A 16,880-nucleotide genomic window follows, 5' to 3' on the forward strand; every position below is an offset into this window, starting at 1 on the left:
TTACCCGGTCACGCGGTACACGCCTCAGCAGCTAGCGTCGATGTATACGATCACCACACTCCGGTCGTCTCCGATGATGCACACGTCCCGGAGACCACCTCGTCTGGAGTGCCTCATGATTTCCCCCCGCATCGCGTTCGTCGACGTTGACGGCACGCTCATGGAGACCGGCTCGATGATCGCGGAGTCGGCGATCGACGCGGTGCGCGCCGCCCGGCACAACGGGCACCTGGTGTACCTCAGCACCGGACGGGCGTCCGTGGAGATCTACCCCGCGATCCGCGACATCGGATTCGACGGTTTCATCAGCTCCGGCGGCGGGTTCGCGGAGATCGGCGATGAGCTCGTGATCGAACGCTCGATGCCCGAAGCGGCCGTGGCCCGGATGATCAGCTTCTATGAGGAGTCAGGGTACGACTTCTACCTGCAGTCCTTTGACGAGCTGTACCCGAGCCCCGGCGTGCATGACCGCTTCGCGGACTACTACGCGTCCGGCGAAAAGCGGAAGGTGGGAGCCGGGTATGCGACGGCATCCGTCACCGGTGCCGTCGCACACCCGGCGCTGAAAGCCTTCGCCGATGTGCGCCCCTTCAGTCTCACGGGCATCGCGAAGTCGGTGTTCCTCGCCGGCGACCTCCGGGCGTACGACCGGGTGTCGGACGCGCTCAGCGGAGACTTCCATGTCATCACCGGAACCATCCCGCACATGGGGCGCGGCAGCGGCGAGGTGACGCTGAATGGTGTGAACAAGGGCTCCACGATCCTGCGGCTCCTCGACCGGCTCGGCCTCGACGCGGCATCCGCCCTCGGCATCGGTGACAGCAGCAACGACATCGAGATGCTGCAGGTCTGCGGGGTCGGCATCGCCATGGGCAACGCCTCGGATGCCGTCAAGGCCTACGCCGACGAGGTCACCACCACCGTGCAGGGCGACGGCGTCTGGAACGCCTTCCGCCGCCACGGTCTGATCTGACGCGTCGCGGCACCCGTCGCCGGTGTCACCGTAACCGGACACCTCCCTGTTACCTGCGGGTTCTAAACTGGTGGCGCGCGGTGGCTGGCACCGCGACCTGGACGAGGAGCCTGCGTGACCCTGACCCCGATTGAGCCCGGCCAGGACGTGCTCGAGGCCGGACACCGCGCGGCGCCGGCCCGCACCCTGGTCGACATCCTGCTCGCGACCGCCGGCCGGCATCCGGGCGCGCTCGCCCTCGAAGACGTCGACGGGGCGATCAACTACCGGGATCTGGTGCGCCTGGTCACCGAGCAGGCGGAGCAGCTCAGTCGCCGCGGGGTGCGCCGCGGCGACACCGTCGGCATCCGGATCCCGTCGGGAACCCGGGAACTGTATCTCTCCATTCTGGCGACCCTCCTGGTCGGCGCCTCCTACGTGCCCGTCGACGCCGACGACCCCGAGGAACGCGCCCGGCTCGTCTTCGGCGAGGCCCGGGTCGTGGGCGTGATCGGGGCGGGCGGCGTGTTCGAGGTGCGCACCGGCATCGACGCGGAGATGTTCGCCGAACGGATGCTGGCGCCCGGGGACGACCTGGCCCTTGCCGGCACGATCGGCGCCATGCCGGCCCCCGACGACGATGCCTGGGTGATCTTCACCTCCGGCTCCACCGGGGTACCCAAGGGGGTGGCGGTGGCCCACCGCTCCGCCGCCGCGTTCGTCGACGCGGAGGCCGACCTGTTCCTCCGGTCGGACCCGATCGGTCCCGCGGACCGGGTGCTGGCCGGCCTTTCTGTGGCCTTCGACGCCTCCTGCGAGGAGATGTGGCTGGCCTGGCGGAACGGTGCCTGCCTCGTCTCGGCGCCCCGCTCCCTGGTGCGCTCGGGGGTCGACCTGGGCCCGTGGTTGATCAAGCACGGCATCACCGTGGTGTCGACGGTGCCGACCCTCGCGGCCCTGTGGCCGGAGGAATCGCTGGAGCGGGTGCGGCTGCTGATCTTCGGCGGCGAAGCCTGCCCACCCGAGCTCGCCTCGCGCCTCGCCGTGCGCGGCCGGGAGGTCTGGAACACGTATGGCCCGACCGAGGCCACCGTCGTCGCCTGCGCCGCCCTGCTCGACGGCCGCGGGCCGGTGCGGATCGGGCTTCCTCTGGCCGGCTGGAACCTTGCCGTGGTGGACGCCGCCGGTGCCCGGGTGGCCCACGGCGAGACCGGGGAACTCATTATCGGCGGGGTCGGGCTGGCCCGCTACCTCGACGCCGGCAAGGACACCGAGAAGTACGCCCCGCATACCGAGCTGGGCTGGCACCGCGCCTACCGCAGCGGCGATCTGGTGCGCTACGAGCGCGAGGGTCTCGTGTTCGTCGGCCGGGCCGATGACCAGGTCAAGCTCGGCGGCCGGCGTATCGAACTCGGCGAGATCGAGGCGGCCCTGCGCGCGCTCCCGGGGGTGGCCGGAGCGGCCGCGGTCGTGCAGAGAACCCCGGCCGGCAACCAGATCCTGGTCGGCTACCTGGCCCAGGTGGAGGGGGCCCTCTTCGACCGGGCGGCCGCCAACATCCGTCTGCGCGAAGAATTGCCGGCCGCGCTCGTGCCGCTGGTGCACGTCGTCGACGAGCTGCCCACGCGCACCTCCGGCAAGGTGGACCGCGGTGCCCTGCCCTGGCCCCTTCCCGCCACCGGGGGTGAGCAGGCGGAGGCCTTCTCGCCGACGGCGGCGTGGCTTGCCGCCGGCTGGGCCGCCATCCTCGGGGTGTCGGCCGACGGCCCCGACGCGGACTTCTTCGCCCACGGCGGCGGGTCGCTCTCCGCGGCCCAGTTCGTGTCGACCGTCCGCGAGCGGTTCCCCGACACCCGAGTCTCCGACATCTACGACTACCCCCGGATCGGTTCCCTCGCCGACGAGCTCGACGGACGCGCACCCGCGGCGGCGAGTATCGTGCGGGAGGTTCAGCCGGTGCCCCGGCGCAGCCGCCTCACCATCACCCTGCTGGGCGTGCCGCTGCACGTGCTGGTCGGCGCGCGTTGGCTGGTCTACCTCGCGGCGGCGAACAACCTGCTCGCGGGCTGGGCAGGCGCCTCCTTCGCGCCCACCATCTCCTGGTGGTGGGTGGCGCTCGGGTTCGTGCTCTTCGTCACCCCGCCCGGCAAGATGGCCATCTCCGTCGTCGCCGCCCGGCTGCTGTTGCGCGGCGTGGAGCCGGGCAACTATCCGCGCGGCGGATCGGTGCACCTGCGCCTCTGGCTCGCCGAACAGGTGGCACTGCTCTCGGATGCCGTGAGCCTGGCCGGTGCCCCCTGGATCAGCTACTACGCCAGGGCCCTCGGCGCCCGCATCGGCACCGACGTCGACCTGCACTCCCTGCCGCCGGTAACCGGAATGCTGGACATCGGTGCCGGGGCAGCCATCGAACCCGAGACCGACCTGTCCGGCTACTGGATCGACGGCGACGTGCTGCGCATCGGGCCGGTGCGGATCGGCGCCGGCGCCACGGTCGGCTCCCGCAGCGCACTGCTCGGAGGCGCCGACATCGGGCGGGGCGCCGTAATCGAGCCGGGCTCGGCCGTCTCCGGACCGGTGCCGCCGGGTGAACGCTGGGCCGGTTCCCCGGCCGCCCGCATGGGCGCCGCCCGCGGCTCCTGGCCGGCCGAGCGCCCGCCGCGCGGGACCCGCTGGCTGACCGCCTTCGCGACCGGGGCCATCGCCATGACGGCCCTGCCCGCGATCGCGGTGCTCGTCGGAGCGCTCATCGTCGGGGCGTCCATCGGCGACGCCGCGACCCTGGCCGACGCGGCCGGGCGGGCCGCCCTGGCCACCCCGCTCGCGGTCGTGGCAGCCGGGCTGGTCTACGCGCTGCTGGTGCTCGGCTCCGTTCGGCTGCTCGGTGTGGGCCTGCGGGAGGGGTACTATCCCGTGCGCAGCCGGATCGGCTGGCAGGTCTGGATGACCGAGCGCATCCTCGACGGCGCCCGCACGGTCCTGTTCCCGATCTACGCGAGCCTGCTCACCCCGATCTGGCTGCGCCTGCTCGGCGCGAAGGTGGGCGCCGGCGTGGAAGCCTCCACCGTGCTTCTCATCCCCGCCCTGACGACCATCGCCCCGGCCGCGTTCCTCGCCGACGACACCATGGTCGCCTGCTATGAACTCGGCGGCGGCTGGCTGCACATCGGGCCGGCCAAGATCGGCCGCCGGGCGTTCCTCGGCAACAGCGGCATGGCGGGCGCGGGCCGCACGGTGCCGCGCAACGGGCTCGTCGCGGTGCTCTCCTCCACGCCGCGCAAGGCGAAACGCGGGTCGTCCTGGCTGGGCAACCCGCCCGAACGGCTGCGCCGCACGGTGACGGATGTCGACGAGGCCCGCACCTTCCACCCACCGGCCCGGCTCGTCACCTGGCGGGCGCTGTGGGAGATGCTCCGGATCATGCCGGTCATCGTCACGGTCCTGATCGCCCTCGGCGTGCTCGTCGCCCTTGATGCGCTCTGGCTCACGGTCGGCCTGGGGTGGACGATCGCGCTCTCGGGTCTGGTGCTGCTGGCCGCGGGGGCCGTCGCCGCCCTGGTGACCACGGCCGCGAAGTGGTTACTGGTGGGCCGGATCGACGCTACGGAACATCCGCTCTGGTCGTCGTTCATCTGGCGCAACGAGGTGTCGGACAGCTTCGTCGAGATGGTCGCCCGACCCTGGTTCGCGGCGAAGGCGGCCGGCACGCCGGCGCTCGCCGTGTGGCTTCGCACTCTCGGCGCGCACATCGGGTACGGCGTGTGGTGCGAGACCTACTGGCTGCCGGAGGCGGACCTGGTGAGCATCAAAGACGGTGCGACCGTGAACCGGGGCTGCGTGGTGCAGACGCACCTGTTCCACGACCGCATCATGCAATTGGACCGGGTCACCCTGGCGGCGGGCGCCACGCTCGGGCCGCACAGCGTGATTCTGCCGGCGGCCGACATCGAGGAGGGCGCCACTGTGGGGCCTGCCTCGCTGGTGATGCGCGGAGAACGCGTGCCGGCCGGGTCGGTGTGGTCGGGCAACCCCATTTCGCCGTGGCGCAGTCTGCCATGGCAAACTTGATGCCCACCATGCCTCGCACCCCACCGCCCTCAGGCCCCGCTCAGAGCCCGGCCAAGAGCCTCACCCCGCTGCCGCCCAGATCCGCGCTCGGCCCGGCCGGCGTTCGAGGGGCCGCTCCCACCCACGGCGCCGCCACCGCGGGCGACCCGTACCTGCCGGGCAACGGGAACGGCGGTTACCTCGCCCTGCACTACGACCTGAACCTCGACTACCGGGTGACCACCAACCAGTTGCGGGCCACAGCCACCGTGCAGGCCCGGGCATCGATGAGGCTGGACCGGTTCAGCCTCGACTTCGATGGTCTCACTGTGGACCGGGTCACCGTCGACGGGGTGCGGGCGCTGAAGGTGAGCCAGAGGGCGCGAAAGCTCACCATCACGGTGGTGGCGACGATCGAGGCCGGGGCGCTGTTCGAGGTGACCGTGCGGTATCGCGGCGCGCCGCATCCGTTGAAGAGCATCTGGGGCGAGGTCGGCTGGGAGGAACTCGACGACGGCGTGCTCGTGGCCGGCCAGCCGACCGGGTCGGCGTCGTGGTTCCCCTGCAACGACCACCCCAGCAACAAGGCCTCGTTCCGCATCCGGGTCAGCTGCGAGGACCCCTACACGGTCGTGGCGAACGGTACGCTGATCGCGCGCACGACCCGGTCTGGCCGCACCAGCTGGACCTACGAGGTGAAGGAGCCGATGGCTACTTACCTGGCCACGGTGCTGATCGGCCGTTACCGGCGCACCGACGCCGCCGCCGCCCCGGTGGCCCAACGCATCTTCTTCCCGGCAAACCTCGCCCGCGAGGTGGCGGTGGACTTCGCCCGACTTCCGGAGATGATCTCCCTCTTCGCCGACCGCTTCGGTCCCTACCCGTTCGACGCCTACTCGGTCGTGGTCACCGACGACGAGCTGGAGATCCCGCTCGAGGCCCACGGCCTCGCCATTTTCGGTCGCAACCACGTCGACGGTGCGCACGGCAGCGACCGGCTGATCGCCCACGAACTGGCCCACCAGTGGTTCGGCAACAGCCTGACCGTCGTGCGGTGGCAGGACATCTGGCTGCACGAGGGGTTCGCCTGCTACGCCGAGTGGCTGTGGGCGGAGGCCGGCGGTGGACCAACGACCGATGCGAGTGCCGCCGTGCACCGGACCGAGATCGCGGCCCTGCCGCGGGACATCGTCGTCGGCGAACCGGGGCCGCACGACATGTTCGACGACCGGGTCTACAAGCGCGGCGCCCTGGCCCTGCACGCGGTGCGCCGGTCGCTCGGCGACGACGCCTTCTTCGGCGCCGTGCGCGCCTATACGCGGGCGCGCCGCCACGGTTCGATCACTACCGAGGACCTTGTGGAGTTCCTTTCCGTGCACACCGATAGCGGTGAAATTCGCCGGATCGTCGACCGCTGGATCTACCGGAGCGCCCTGCCCAAGCTTTAGGCGAGGTTGGCTGGGCCAGCCGACCGACCCTCCCGCCCGGCGTCGAACCAATTCGACGGAGATTCTCTCGAATGCGAGTCATTTTCCGGTTTTTGAGCCCCTTTCGGGCAAAATCTCTGTCGAATTCGTTCGGGGCGGAGTGCTGTACGGCGGTCTCGGACTCAACCGGCTAGGCCGGACCATTCAGGTGGTGACGGATGTCCGCATTCGGCACGATATGCACGGTCGGCCCGTCCGCGGCGCGCCTGCCCTCGCCGAGAACGGCCACCGTACCGACGAGCGCCGTGCCGACGAGCGCCGTGCCCACGTACTCGGCACCCATGAGCGCCGTACCCGGGTCGAAGTCGCGAAGCCGAATCGCGTCGACGTCAACGTCGACGTCGGCTCCGCGCCAGGCGTCGAGGCGCGGCGAGCCCCGGCCGCCGCCGCCCGGCAACGAGACGGTCAGGTTGCGCGGGTCCACTCGGAGCCCGTCGCCCGTGCACTTCAGCACCGCCTCCTTCGCGGTCCACAACCGGGCCCGCGCGCGTGCGGTGTCGGCGGCGCCCGCGGCGGCGCCCGCGGCGGCGCCCGCGGCGGGGGCCGACAGTCTGGCCAGGGCGGTGAGCTCCGCCTGCCCGAGCGCGACCGCATCGAACCCGGCCCGGGAGACGTCCGCGACGCTCTCGATGTCCACCCCGACCGGGCCGAGGAAGGTCAGGGCGAACGCGACGCACCCTACGGCGCGACTGAGGCTGACGTGCAGCGGGTGGGTCCCCGCTCCGGCCCCGGGCGACACCGCCACCAGCGGCCGGCCGTGGTCCCGGCCGCCGCAGTGCGGACAGTTCCGCTCGATGCGCACGAGGCGCGGATCAACGCCGAGCGCCCAGGCAGCCGCGGCCGCCAGGAACCGACGGTCGTCGGCATCCGTGGACCCGCGGGGAGCGACGACGATGAAGACGTCTCCGGCTCGCTCAGGGTTCACGACCCCCAACCTACCTTCCCCGCCGGTGCCCGGTCAGAGCGCGTGCCCGGTCAGTGCGCGAGGCCGGTCAGTGCGTGAGCCCGCTCAGCGGGCGGCCCGTCCGGTGCGACACTGGTAGCTGTTAGCTAAGGAGAGCGCGCGTGGCACTGATCGACAACGCTGTATATGTGAAGGGCCGCCGGGCCGCGAACCCGACGACGCTCGACGAGACCTATGAGGTGATGAAGGCCCACCAGGGCTTCGCCTGGATCGGGATGTACCGGCCCTCACCCGACGAGGTGCGCTCGGTCGCGGCCGAATTCAGCCTGCACCACCTCTCGGTCGAAGACGCGCTGAAGGGCCACCAGCGGGCGAAGCTGGAACGCTTCGACGACATCCTCTTCGTCGTGCTGCGTCCGGCCCGCTACCTCGACCAGGAAGAACGCGTCGAGTTCGGCGAGCTGCACGTTTTCGTGGGCCCGGACTTCGTGGCCACCATCCGCCACGCCGAGTCGCCCGACCTCGCGCAGGTGCGCGAGCGCATGGAGAAGACGCCGGAGCTGCTGGCCCTCGGGCCGGAGGCCGTGCTCTACGCCATCCTCGACCAGATCGTCGACGAGTATGGGCCGGTCGTCGCCGGGTTGGAGAACGACATCGACGAGATCGAGGACCAGCTCTTCGATGGCGATCAGGCCGTCGCCCGGCGCATCTACGACCTCTCCCGGGAGGTGATCGAGTTCCAGCGTGCGACGCAGCCGCTCGTGGGCATGCTGGAGTCGTTGCAGAAGGGCTTCACCACCTACAACGTCCCCGCGGAGCTCAGCCACTACCTGCGTGACGTGCTCGACCACACCCTGCGGGTTGTCGAGCGCGGCGACGCGTTCCGCCAGCTCCTCGACAATGCCCTCACTGTGCACAGCACCCTTGTCACCCAGCGCCAGAACGAGGAGACCCGGCGGTTGTCCGAGACCAGCCTCGTCCAGAGCGAAGAGGTCAAGAAGATCTCGAGCTGGGCGGCCATCCTCTTCGCGCCCACGCTCGTGGGCACCATCTACGGCATGAACTTCACCCACATGCCCGAGCTCACCTGGGTGTTCGGCTACCCGTTCGCACTCGCCCTCATGCTCGCGATGGGCGTCGGCCTCTACGGCGTCTTCAAGAAGAACGGATGGCTATAGCCGGCGCCGGCTGGGCAGCACGCCAGGCATCGACCTCGGCAGTCAGGGCCGCCTTCTCCCCGTTCGTCAGGAACGACGCCTCGATCCCGTTCCGGGCGAGCAGGGCCAGCCGGTCCGGTCCCAGGCCGAACTCCGCATCGACCGCGGCCAGGTTGTCGTCGATGTAGCCGCCGAAGTAGGCCGGGTCGTCGGAGTTGATGCAGGCGAGCAGCCCGCGGTCGAGCATCCGCACGATGGGGTGGTCGGCGAGGGTGTCGATCACGCGCAGTCGCACATTCGAGAACGGGCAGACCGTGAGCGGGATGCGGTCCCGCACAAGCCGGTCAAGCAGCACCTCGTCTTCCAGGCTGCGGATGCCGTGGTCGACGCGTTCCACCCCGAGCAGGTCGAGGGCCTGCCAGACGAAGTCGGGCGGTCCTTCCTCGCCCGCATGCGCCACCAGGCGCAAACCGTTCTCGCGGGCCAGAGCGAAGACCTCGGTGAAGAGCTCCGGGGGATAGCCGACCTCGGCCGAGTCCAGCCCGATGCCGTCGATCGGCACCCCACCGGCGAGAATCTCTCGCAGGATCTGCAGGGCCTCGGCGGGTGGACGGTCCCGGAGGAACGTCACGATCAGCTTCGTGCTGATGCTCCACTCGTCGACCGACCGGTCCAGGGCGTCGCGCACCCCCGCCAGGGCGGTGACCAGCGGGACGCCCCGGCTCGTGTGCGCCTGCGGGTCGAAGAAGAGCTCCGCGTGCCGCACCCCGGCCGTGCGGGCGCGGGCCAGGTAGGCGCGGGTCAGGTCGGTGAAGTCGATCCGTTCACGCAGCACGTCCAGGGCCCGGTAGTAGAGGTTCAGGAACGACTGCAGGTCGGCGAAGTCGTACTGGGCGCGCAGCTCCGCCAACGACGCCCACGGCAGAGTCACCGCGTTCCGCGCGGCCAGCTCGAAGAGCAGCTCCGGTTCGAGGGTTCCCTCGATGTGCAGGTGGAGTTCGACGAGGGGGAGTTTCATTGCACCATTCTCGCCGAGGCGAGCCGAATCGCTGACGGCCGCACGCGCATCCGGAGGCCCCGTTTTGAGACAATTCGGGGCTGAATCCGCGCAATTCCGGGCCGCCTGCCGGGGAATCGGAGGGATTTGGCTTATGGTGTCGAGTGTGTGGCGCCTCGATAAGAAACTAGATGACGACGGCATCCTGACGGAGATTCAGGATGCTCCGCCCACCGACCCGCACGATTCTGCGGCTCCGCACGCGGTCAGCTTGGGCGATCCGTCCCTCACCGTGGGCAATGTGGCCGACCCGGTCTGGCAGCGCTGGCGCGACGAACTCGCCGAAGTGGGCGGGCGTTCCCCGCTGCTGCACTTCAGCGACGGACCCCGCACGCGGATCGAACTGAGCGCCACCCATCCGGGCGGTCTGCCCCAGTTCATCACCGGCAAGACGGCTCTGCTCTCCAACCTGATCCGCGACGAGCTGGCCCTGCGCAACGCGCGGCTGGCGGCCGGCGAGATCACCCAGAAGGGCATCGAACTGCGCTCCATGCGCGGCATCGAATCGGTGCACCTGGCCATCGGCCTCGCCGAGTGGCGCCACAACGATGTGGACTACAGCGCTCCCGTGCTGCTGCGCCCCCTCGCCATTCGCCGCTACGGCCGCGATTTCGAACTCAAGCTCAAGGGCCAGCCGTTCCTCAACCCGGAACTGGCCCGCGCGCTGAAGGACCAGTTCGAGATCGTTCTGGATGCGGATGCGTTCGTGGCGTTGGCCGTCACCAACGGCGCCTTCAAACCGCAGCCCGTGATCGACCGGTTGCGCGGCCTCACCTCGCACCTGCCCTGGTTCAACGTGGTACCGCGCCTCGTGGCCTCCGTGTTCGCTGACGTCGGCCGCGCTCTCGCCGCCGATGCGGCCAACCTGGACCATCCGCTGCTCGACGCGATCGGTGGCAACGCCAGCGCCCGGCGCGCCATCGAGACCGCGTACAACCCGGTCGTCCCGCTCGGCCAGGATTCCCGGCCACCGGCCACCGACATCCTTCTGCTTGACGCGGACTCCGAGCAGGAGAACGTCGTCGCACAGATCGCGGCCGGCAACTCGCTCGTCGTGAAAACCCTTCCCGGCACCGGCGGCACGCAGACGATTGTGAACGCGATCGGCTCGCTTATCGCTCAGCACAAGCGCGTGCTCGTCGTCAGCGCCCGCCGCTCCAGCCTCGACGGTATCGCGCACCGCTTGGTGCAGGTCGGGCTGCCCGGGGTCGCCGTGACCCCCCGCACCCTGCGCCGGGACCTGATCCAGGCGATCACCCGCAACGAGAAGGCCACCCAGCCCATGGTCGGCGACGTCGACGACGCGCTCGTGCGCCTGCGCAAGGTGCTACTCGACTACCGGTCGGCGCTCACCCGCCGCGACCCGGCGCTCGGGGTGTCTGTTCTCGACGCCCTCGGTGAGCTGGCACGCCTCGCGCAGCTGCCCTCACCTCCCTCGACCACGGCCAGGCTCGACCGACGCGCGCTCGAACGCCTGGCGCAGGGTCGGCCGGCCGCCGCCGCCACCCTGATCAAGGCGGCTGCACTCGGTGAATTCCGCTACGGACCGGGCGACTCGCCCTGGTACGGAGCCTCCTTCTCCTCCACCGCGGACGCCTCGGCGGCGCACCAGCTGGCCAAACGGGTCAACCAGATCGAACTCCCGCGCCTGCTCGAGCGTGCCGCCGGACTCGTCGGCCAGACCCGACTGCGACCGTTCGAGACCATCGCCGAGCTCGGCGTCTACCTGAGGCTGCTGCTCGACATCCGGGAGACGCTCGACAAGTTCCAGCCGGCCGTCTTCGACCGGTCCCTGACCGAACTGATCTCCGCGACCGCGTCCCGCCGGGAGTCGCCCGAGATGACCGGCGCGAACCGTCGCCGTCTGCGCAAGCTCGCTGTGGAATACCTGCGCCCCGGCGTGCACGTGAGCGACATGAACGAGAGCCTGCGCCGCATCCAGCAGCAGCGCACCCTGTGGCAGCGCTTCGTAGTCGCCGGCGTCACCCCCGAGGTGCCTGTGGGTATCTCGGATGTGCACGTGGCCTACCAGCGCGTCTCGGAAGACCTCGCGAGCCTCGACATTCCGCTCGGAGCGGCCGGAACCACGCGTCAGCTGTCGAACCGCCCGGTGAAGGAGCTCATCTACACGATCTCCGGCCTGGCCGCCGAGAGCGAGGTACTGGCGAACCTACATGAGCGCACCGCGCTGCTCGCTACCCTGCGCGAACACAATCTCGACCCGCTGATGACCGACCTGGCCCAGCGCCACGTGTCCGAGAGAGACGTCGCCGACGAGCTCGAACTCGCCTGGTGGCAGTCCGTGCTCGAGACCATGCTCAGCGGCGACAAGGCCCTCCTGAACGCCAACACGCAGGTTCTCGACCGGCTCGAGGCCGACTTCCGCCTGGTCGACGAGGCGCACGCCTCGACCACCGGGCAGCTCCTCGCCTGGCTGCTCGCCGAGACCTGGAAGATCGGCGTCGTCGACTGGCCCGAGGAGGCCGACAACCTCAGGCGCCTGTTGCGCGCCGACCGGGCCACCCCCACCCGCCTGCACAAGGCCGCCCCGCACCTGGGCCGCGTGCTCGCCCCGGTCTGGCTGGCCTCGCCCTACGAGGTGGCGGCACTCGCCGACCAGATGAGCTTCGACACCGTCCTGCTCGTCGACGCCGGCGCCACCACTCTGGCCGAGAACGTCGGCGCCATCCGTCGCGGCCGGCAGATCGTCGCGTTCGGCGACCCGGTCACGCAGACACCGTCGTCGTTCGAGACCGGCATCACGGCCGCCGCCGACGACCGCGTCGAGCAGGAGACCAACGTCGACGCCCTGCACGCCGACTCGGCCCTGGCCCGCCTCGGCGAGCTGCTGCCGACCCTCACCCTGACCCGCAGCTACCGCGCTGGCGGCGAAGACCTCGCGGAACTCGTCAACCACCGTTTCTACGGCGGGCGCATCGACTCCCTGCCCTGGGCGGGCAGCTACCTCGGGCACGGCAGCCTCACCATCAACTACGTGGCCGGCGGGCACGGCATGCCCGACGCCGACTCCGGGGCCGTGGAAAGCGTCGACGCCGAGGTGGCCAAGGTCGTCGAACTCGTCATGGACCACGCCGTCAAACGCCCGAAGGAATCACTCATGGTCATCACGGCCAGCGCGCGGCACTCCGTGCGTGTGCACCAGGCAGTGCTGTCCGCCTTCTCCAAGCGTACCGACCTCTCCGACTTCATCCTGAAAGACCGGGCCGAGCCATTCACTGTGCTCACCCTCGAGCAGGCCGTGGCGCAGAGCCGCGACCGGGTGATCTTTTCCATCGGCTACGGCCGCACCCCGCACGGCCGTCTCCTGACGAACTTCGGTTCGCTCGGTGAACCGGGCGGTGAGCGGCTGCTGGCCATCGGCATGACCCGGGCCCGCCGGGCCATGGACATCGTTTCCTGCTTCCGCCCCTCCGACATCGACGAGGATCGCCAGCGCCACGGCATCCTCGCGCTCTCCCAGGTGCTCAGCGAGACCGAGGCGCGCCGCAACGAGGCCCAGGTTCCCGACGCAAGCGAGGCGATGCTGGTCGACCTGGCCCGCCGCCTGGAACGCCTTGGCCTCACCGTGTCGCTCGGCCACCGCGGCAAGCTGGCCCTCGCCGGCTCGCACGCGGGCCGTGCCGTCGTCGTCGAAACGGATGCCGTCGTCGGCCGGTCGAGCTTGCGCGAGTCTCTGAGGCTCCGCCCCGAAGTGCTGCGCCGCCTCGGCTGGCACTACCTGCGGGTGCACAGCTTCGAACTCTTCAGCAACCCGGACGCGGTGGCCGCCCGCGTGGCGGCACTCGTCGGACTGTCGGTGCCGGCGGCGGCGGCGGCTGCCGCATCCTCCGCGCATGGCTCGGCCGCGCATGGTACGACGGCGCCTAGTTCGACGGCGCCTGGTTCGACGGCGCCTGGTTCGACGGGGCGTGGTTCGTCGGGGCGTGGTTCGACGGGGCCTGGTTCGTCCGGTCCGGTGCGCCGACCTGGTGCCTGAGCGCGGCGTACCCGAGCGGGATGGTCTCGACAAGTTCGACCACCGGGATAAGGTCGGCCACCGGGACGCATCCGTCGTTCCCCGGCAGTCCGTCGTCAAATCGGCCGGCACGTCCCGGCGTGCTCGGCTGACGCCCGCGCCCGACACCGACCCCGATCCGCACCCACCGGTTCTGCGCGAGGAGGGCGGCATCGTGCCCGCCGATCCCGCCGGACATGGCACCCGCGGCGTCAACGACGAACGGCTCCGTCAGGACCGCCCGCCGCACTGGTAGCCGAAGGGACGGAGTTGGTGACTGCCGTGGATGAGTGAGGCCGCATCGTCGTGGGCGATGGGCCCGCCGAGCCCGTGTGTGTGTGTGTGTGGCTAACTCAGGACATCCGCCGGCCGCATTCACCAGCCGCCGCGGAGCAGTGCGGAACCGGCGCGGATGCCCGACCCGGCCGGACGGATCTCCTGAGTTGGCCACAACCCCTGCCTGCTGTGCAGCAGCGCTTGTGCCGTTCGGTATCCACCACGCGCTCCGCCCGCGGCCCGAACGAATTCGACGGAGATTCTGCCCGTATCGTCCGGAAACAGGCCGAAATCCCGCTCAAACGTCAGAATCTCCGTCGAATTGGTTCGACCCCGGACACGGCCTTCCGCCTGTACTGGGCAGCGTCAACGGGGGCCGGTCAGAATTGGCTTGCCGGGAGCGGTAACCAATCGATGAGGCCTCACTCATCTAGAGCGTGTGCTTCGGACCCTGGTCGAGTGTCGCGCCGGCGGCCAGCAGGTCGCGGATCTCGGTCAGGAGGTCGAGTTCCGTTGTGGGGGCGGCGGCATCGGCGGTGGAGGGAATTCCGACTGCACGGCGACGCTCCTGCGTGTGCTTGAGGTGGTTGAGCGGCATCACGAAGACGAAATAGACGACGGCCGCGACCAGCAGGAAGTTGATGGCCGCGGCGAGCACGAGACCGAACGACAGGCCGCCCCCGCCGGGAAGGCCGATGACCATCGCCTCCGCCAGGCTCTCCGAGTCGAAGATCGCCGCGATCAGCGGGTTGAAGATGCCCGTGACGATCGCGCTGACCACCCCGGTGAACGCCGCGCCGATGACCACGGCGACAGCAAGCTCGATGACGTTGCCGCGCATGATGAATTCTTTGAAGCCCTGGATCATGGTGATACTCCGGTGAGGTCTCGGCGCCGGGACAGGCGAGTGGTGTGCTGAGGTGCTGAGGCGGTGAGGTGCTGGGGGTTAGGAGGCCTTCGCGGCGGACGCGGGCGTGTTGCTGGTGCTGATGCTTGCGACTTTCGTCGGGCCGGAACTGTCTTTCGCGGGGGCCGCGGACTTCTCGCTGGAGGAGCCGGAACCGGTGCCGGAGCCGGAATCGCCCGACTTCGCGTCTGAGCTCTTGTCTGACTTTTTGTCCGGGGTCTTCGACGAGCGCTCGAGCGAGCGCTTCGCATCCGACCGGGCGTCGTTGCTGTAGAAGCCGGAACCGCTGAAGGTCACGCCGATCGACGAGAAGACCTTGCGCAGCTTGCCGCCACAGGTCGGGCACGTGGTGAGCGAGTTGTCGGTGAATGCTTGCTGGATGTCGAACGCGGTGTCGCACTCGGTGCAGCGGTAGGAATAGGTAGGCACTGGAACTCCGATGGGGGACCGGCCCGTGGGCCGGAATCTCCGATTATGAAATGGCTTTCGTTGAACAGGAAGTAGGGGGAGGGCCGATCAGAACGCGATGATGCGCGTGGGGGTGACCAGGCCGTCGACCGGCTGGTCGTGAACCTCGCGGGGCACCTCGTCGACGAATTCGTTGTCGAAGACGACGGCATACACCGGCGGGCACTTCTCCATCGAGCCTAGGGTCTTGTCGTAGTAGCCGCGACCCCAGCCCATGCGCAGGCCGGTCGCATCGACGGCGGCGGCCGGCACGATGATGAGGTCAACGTCGTTGATCGCGATCGGGCCCAGCAGGCTGCCGCCTGCCTCGGGGGCGCCCGAGAGACCCTCGAATTCGGTCTGGTCCTCGCCGACGGTCCAGTCGAGGAGTCCGTCATCGCGGGACACCGGAAACAGCACCCGGATGCCCTGGGCCTCCGCCCAGTTCACGAACGGGCGGGTGTCCGGTTCGTTGCGGGAGGACAGGTAGCAGGAGATGGACCGGGCCGACAGATCCAGAGTGATGCTCTGCAGATTCTGAGTGAATCCGGCCGTCGCGGCCTCCCGCTCGACCGAGGTCAGGTTCTGGCGGCGCTCCCGCAGCTCGGCGCGAAGCGCGCGCTTTCGGTGACCGATATCGGAATCCATATATCTCATCCTAGATGCCGATATCGTAGGGACCATGGGGACACCAATTACCAAAGCCGTCATTCCTGCTGCAGGACTGGGCACTCGTTTTCTTCCGGCCACCAAGGCCATGCCGAAGGAGATGCTGCCGGTCGTCGACAAACCGGCGATCCAGTACGTGGTGGAGGAGGCCGTGGCCGCGGGCCTGACCGACGTGCTGATGGTCACCGGGCGCAACAAGAACGCGCTGGAAAACCACTTCGACCGCATGACCGAACTCGAGGCGATCCTGAAGAAAAAGGGCGACCACAGCCGACTGGAGAAGGTCAACCACGCCACCGACCTGGCCGACATCCACTACGTACGCCAGGGTGACCCGCTGGGCCTCGGCCACGCGGTGCTGCGGGCCAAGATGCATGTTGGCAACGAACCGTTCGCGGTGCTGCTCGGTGACGACATCATCGACGCGCGCGACCCGCTGTTGTCGAAGATGCTCGCCGAGCAGAGCACGCGCAATACCAGCATCATTGCCCTGATGGAGGTGGAGCCCTCACAGATCCACCTTTACGGAGCGGCCGCGGTCGAGGCCACCGACGATCCCGACGTGGTGCGGGTCACCGGGCTGGTCGAGAAGCCCAGCACCGAGGATGCCCCGTCGAACCTGGCCATCATCGGCCGCTACGTGCTACGCCCCGAGGTCTTCGAGGTGCTCGAGCGCACCCAGCCGGGCAAGGGTAACGAGATCCAGCTCACCGACGCGCTGCAGGAGATGGCGCTGAACCCGGTCACCAGCGGCGGCGTGTACGGGGTCATTTTCCGTGGCCGCCGCTACGACACCGGCGACCGCCTCGACTACATCAAGGCCATTGTGCAGCTTGCCGTCGACCGCGAGGACCTCGGACCGGACCTGCGGCCCTGGCTGCACGAGTTCGTCGCCACTCTCGAATAAAACACGCGCGGTAGATTAAGGAAACACCATTTCGGCATTGAGTAGACGGGCACAC

At 69.5% G+C, this 16,880-nt stretch carries 12 protein-coding genes; 7 read left to right on the forward strand and 5 right to left on the reverse strand.

Annotated elements, in window-relative coordinates:
• The first annotated feature begins 115 nt into the window (after positions 1-115).
• From CXY82_RS16665 to CXY82_RS16675, 3 genes are all read left to right on the forward strand, one after another.
• Positions 116-973, forward strand: a complete 858-nt coding sequence (locus CXY82_RS16665) for a Cof-type HAD-IIB family hydrolase (protein WP_158251975.1) — start codon at positions 116-118, stop codon at positions 971-973.
• A gap of 114 nt (positions 974-1,087) precedes the next feature.
• Complete coding sequence (locus CXY82_RS16670; protein WP_104171874.1) at positions 1,088-5,020, forward strand: Pls/PosA family non-ribosomal peptide synthetase; 3,933 nt, start codon at positions 1,088-1,090, stop codon at positions 5,018-5,020.
• Positions 5,020-6,447, forward strand: a complete 1,428-nt coding sequence (locus CXY82_RS16675; RefSeq protein ID WP_233193924.1) for a M1 family metallopeptidase — start codon at positions 5,020-5,022, stop codon at positions 6,445-6,447. The genes CXY82_RS16670 and CXY82_RS16675 overlap by 1 nt, the downstream gene beginning before the upstream one ends.
• Positions 6,448-6,616: 169 nt before the next feature.
• Here CXY82_RS16675 and CXY82_RS16680 read toward each other — a convergent pair whose 3' ends face one another.
• On the reverse strand, positions 6,617-7,411 hold the full coding sequence (locus CXY82_RS16680) for a 4'-phosphopantetheinyl transferase superfamily protein (protein ID WP_158252214.1): 795 nt from the start codon (positions 7,409-7,411) through the stop codon (positions 6,617-6,619).
• Positions 7,412-7,551: 140 nt separating this feature from the next.
• Here CXY82_RS16680 and CXY82_RS16685 point away from each other — a divergent pair, with 140 nt between their 5' ends.
• Positions 7,552-8,568 (forward strand): magnesium and cobalt transport protein CorA, encoded by a 1,017-nt coding sequence (locus CXY82_RS16685; RefSeq protein ID WP_104171876.1) that lies wholly within the window; start codon positions 7,552-7,554, stop codon positions 8,566-8,568.
• Here the strand turns inward: CXY82_RS16685 and CXY82_RS16690 are convergent.
• Positions 8,546-9,565, reverse strand: a complete 1,020-nt coding sequence (locus CXY82_RS16690; RefSeq protein ID WP_104171877.1) for an adenosine deaminase — start codon at positions 9,563-9,565, stop codon at positions 8,546-8,548. The genes CXY82_RS16685 and CXY82_RS16690 overlap by 23 nt on opposite strands.
• A gap of 133 nt (positions 9,566-9,698) precedes the next feature.
• Here CXY82_RS16690 and CXY82_RS16695 point away from each other — a divergent pair, with 133 nt between their 5' ends.
• Positions 9,699-13,601, forward strand: coding sequence for an AAA family ATPase (locus tag CXY82_RS16695; RefSeq protein ID WP_233199397.1), 3,903 nt, complete (start codon positions 9,699-9,701; stop codon positions 13,599-13,601).
• Entirely contained in the window at positions 13,594-13,875 is a 282-nt protein-coding gene (locus tag CXY82_RS16700; RefSeq protein WP_104171878.1) for a hypothetical protein, read from the forward strand. Before CXY82_RS16695 ends, CXY82_RS16700 begins: the two co-directional genes overlap by 8 nt.
• A 450-nt stretch (positions 13,876-14,325) precedes the next feature.
• Here CXY82_RS16700 and mscL read toward each other — a convergent pair whose 3' ends face one another.
• The 3 genes from mscL to CXY82_RS16715 all read right to left on the reverse strand — a co-directional run bounded on the left by mscL (position 14,326) and on the right by CXY82_RS16715 (position 15,897).
• Positions 14,326-14,763, reverse strand: coding sequence for a large conductance mechanosensitive channel protein MscL (mscL, locus tag CXY82_RS16705; protein ID WP_104171879.1), 438 nt, complete (start codon positions 14,761-14,763; stop codon positions 14,326-14,328).
• A gap of 78 nt (positions 14,764-14,841) precedes the next feature.
• On the reverse strand, positions 14,842-15,231 hold the full coding sequence (locus CXY82_RS16710) for an FmdB family zinc ribbon protein (protein WP_104171880.1): 390 nt from the start codon (positions 15,229-15,231) through the stop codon (positions 14,842-14,844).
• A gap of 87 nt (positions 15,232-15,318) precedes the next feature.
• Positions 15,319-15,897, reverse strand: coding sequence for a 5-formyltetrahydrofolate cyclo-ligase (locus CXY82_RS16715; protein WP_104171881.1), 579 nt, complete (start codon positions 15,895-15,897; stop codon positions 15,319-15,321).
• Between the two features lie 34 nt (positions 15,898-15,931).
• Here CXY82_RS16715 and galU point away from each other — a divergent pair, with 34 nt between their 5' ends.
• The gene (gene galU / locus CXY82_RS16720) at positions 15,932-16,825 is read left to right on the forward strand and encodes a UTP--glucose-1-phosphate uridylyltransferase GalU (protein WP_104171882.1); all 894 of its coding nucleotides are present in this window, start codon (positions 15,932-15,934) and stop codon (positions 16,823-16,825) included.
• Positions 16,826-16,880: the final 55 nt, after the last annotated feature.

This window comes from Cryobacterium sp. M23, assembly GCF_002929655.1.
In the GTDB taxonomy this organism is placed as follows: domain Bacteria; phylum Actinomycetota; class Actinomycetes; order Actinomycetales; family Microbacteriaceae; genus Cryobacterium; species Cryobacterium sandaracinum.